A 3,062-nucleotide genomic window follows, 5' to 3' on the forward strand; every position below is an offset into this window, starting at 1 on the left:
ATGAAATATGAATGCGGCGTCAGGTCGCGGCTGATTGCGTTCCGGCAAATTCTCCTTTTCGCCCAACGGATACACGCCAAAGGGAGGTCGGGAGAACACGTCGAAGCCATTCCAACCCGAAACGCCGCCGTTTTGCCCGAGCTTATTTAACGGTTTGTCCAGCGACAGACAGCATAGTGGCAGGCATTGGGTGCAATTCGTGACAGATCGGGTTCGGCTATCGTGACATCGTTAGGACGTGTAATTCTGGTGCGCGGCTCGCTGGCGCGGATCGGTCTGCTGGCGACCAGCAAGATGGGCCCGTCCGAGATCCGGGCCACGGTCGGCCGCTTTATCAGTATCCGCTGCGCCAATTCCGTCATCGTTGCCATGATCACCGAGGTGTCGTGCGAAAACCTGCCGACATCCGACAGCTACATCGCCAGCGCCTCCGTCGACTTGCTCGGCGAGATTCTAGGGACCTCGGATCGCCAGAAATTCCAGCGCGGCGTTACCAATTATCCGACCATCGGCGACCCCGTCGAATTGATCAACAGCCAGGAACTGCGCACCATCTATGCGCCGAGCGGTTCGGACCAGATCAATATCGGCACGCTGCAACAGGACCCATCGGTCATTGCCTATGTCGATATCGAAGAAATGCTCTCCAAGCATTTCGCGGTGCTGGGATCGACCGGCGTCGGTAAATCGACCGGCGTGTCGCTGCTGCTCAACGAAATTCTCAAGTCGCGGCCGACGTTGCGAATTTTCCTGCTCGATGTTCACAACGAATACGGCCGATGCTTTGGCGATCGTGCGCTGGTGCTCAATCCGCGCAACCTGAAGCTCCCATTCTGGCTGTTCAATTTTGAAGAAATCGTGGACGTGCTGTTCGCCGGCCGGCCCGGCGTGCCCGAAGAACTCGACATTCTCGCCGAGGTCATTCCGGTCGCAAAAGCCCTCTACACGCAATATCAGAACACCGACCGGATGGGATTGAAGCGTACCGATCCAAAGGCGGGCGGCTACACCCTCGATACGCCGGTGCCTTACCGGCTGGTCGATCTGATCTCGCTGATCGACGAGCGCATGGGCAAGCTCGAGAACCGCTCCTCGCGCATTATCTATCACAAGCTGATCTCGCGCATCGAAACCGTGCGCAACGATCCGCGCTACGCCTTCATGTTCGACAACGCCAATGTCGGTGGCGACACCATGGCCGAAGTGATCAGCCATCTGTTTCGCCTGCCGTCGAACGGCCGGCCCATGACAGTGATGCAACTCGCCGGCTTTCCGGCCGAAGTCATTGATTCCGTGGTGTCGGTGCTGTGCCGCATGGCATTCGATTTCGGGCTGTGGAGCGACGGCGTGTCGCCGATGCTGTTTGTCTGCGAGGAAGCCCATCGTTACGCCTCCGCCGATCGCAACATCGGCTTTGGCCCGACCCGCAAGGCGGTGTCGCGAATTGCCAAGGAAGGCCGCAAATACGGCGTGTATCTCGGCCTCGTCACGCAGCGTCCCGCCGAGCTGGACGCTACCATCATCTCCCAGTGCAACACGCTGTTCACGATGCGTCTTGCCAACGAACGCGACCAGGCGCTGTTGCGTTCGGCCGTCTCGGACGCGGCAGCGAACCTGCTGTCGTTCGTGCCATCGCTCGGAACACGCGAGGTGCTCGCGTTCGGCGAAGGCGTGGCGCTACCGACCCGCCTGCGATTCAAGGAAGTGCCGGTTCACCAACTGCCGCGTGGCGAAGCCAGCATATCGACGGTGCCCTCGGCCACTTCCGGTCATGACATGCACTTTGTTGGCGCGGTGCTGGAACGCTGGCGCGGCGCGACGTCGAACCGCGACGTTCCGAGCGATCCGACCTTCAATGACCGCGCTGCGCCGCGGGCGGTGGAAGCGCCAATGCTGCAACCGTCGATGGGATTAGATCCCGACCGCTTCTCGCTTCTGAAGAAGCCGCTGCGCTAAATCGCAGCCACACCCGCAGGCTTTGCGTTGGCGTCGCTGTCGACTATTGTCGCAGCAGCGCATCCATTGAGCGGAAGCCACGCCATGACGCAGCCGACACCATCGCGATTCCCGGTACCTCCCGTCGATAGCTTGCCGGAAGATATCCGGAGCCGTCTGCTTGCGGTGCAGGAGAAATCCGGTTTCATCCCGAACGTCTTTTTGACACTGGCCTTTCGGCCGGATGAATTCCGTGCGTTCTTTGCCTATCACGACGCGCTGATGGACAAAGACGGCGGCCTGACCAAGGCCGAGCGCGAGATGATCGTCGTGGCGACCTCAAGCGCCAATCAGTGCCAGTATTGCGTGATCGCCCACGGTGCTATCTTGCGAATTCGCGCCAAGAATCCGCTGATCGCCGACCAGATCGCGGCGAACTACCGGAAAGCGGACATCACGCCGCGCCAGCGCGCGATGCTCGATTTCGCCATGAAGGTGAGCCAGGAGGCACAATTGGTCTCGGAGGCCGATTTTGCTGAGCTTTCGGCGCACGGATTCAACCAGGACGACGTCTGGGACATCGCCGCAATATCGGCCTTCTTCGCGCTGTCAAACCGGATCGCCAACGTCGCCGCGATGCGGCCCAACGATGAATTCTATCTGATGGGACGGCTGCCGAAGGCGTAAACGCCAACGACAGCTCCTCTGGCTAACCCTCCGGGGCCGGGCCGCACCAGCCGGGCAAATAGACGGCGTCCGGACTTTTTGCCAGCGCGAGGCTTTTCTCCATCGCCTTGGCGAAGTTTTCCTCGACGACCTTGGTCGGGATCTTCCGGCGCAGGAAATCGGCCCACAAAAACTCGCTGAACGGCGTCGTATCCTTGGCAAAGCCGCCGGAGCGCCGTAATTCGCCGGCGAGGCTGCGGAAAGGATCATCCTTGAGCTCGGTGATCGACTTCGGAAGGTCTTTGAAATGCCGTCGCTCGCCTTTGGCGTCGTACGGATAGACCCAGCGCTTGTTATCCATCACGCCCCAGAATGCCTCCTTCTCGACCATGCTGAGATCGCCGATCAAGGTGACGAGAATATCCGCGACGCCTTCGTCGTGGAGCGCGCGCGCCAGATGG

3 protein-coding genes are annotated in these 3,062 nt (G+C 60.3%); 2 read left to right on the forward strand and 1 reads right to left on the reverse strand.

Going from position 1 to position 3,062, the window contains the following annotated elements:
• Nucleotides 1-222 precede the first annotated feature (222 nt).
• Nucleotides 223-1,956: an ATP-binding protein gene (locus tag WB528_RS21390; protein ID WP_423890444.1), complete on the forward strand. Its 1,734-nt coding sequence runs from the start codon at nucleotides 223-225 to the stop codon at nucleotides 1,954-1,956.
• An 84-nt stretch (nucleotides 1,957-2,040) separates the two neighbouring features.
• Nucleotides 2,041-2,622, forward strand: coding sequence for a peroxidase-related enzyme (locus tag WB528_RS21395; RefSeq protein WP_423890446.1), 582 nt, complete (start codon nucleotides 2,041-2,043; stop codon nucleotides 2,620-2,622).
• 22 nt (nucleotides 2,623-2,644) lie between these two features.
• Here WB528_RS21395 and WB528_RS21400 read toward each other — a convergent pair.
• Nucleotides 2,645-3,062, reverse strand: a 418-nt coding sequence (locus WB528_RS21400; RefSeq protein ID WP_423890448.1) for a ParB-like protein, incomplete at its 5' end; no start/stop codon positions are given.

It is taken from the genome of Bradyrhizobium sp., assembly GCF_049586575.1.
GTDB lineage: Bacteria > Pseudomonadota > Alphaproteobacteria > Rhizobiales > Xanthobacteraceae > Bradyrhizobium.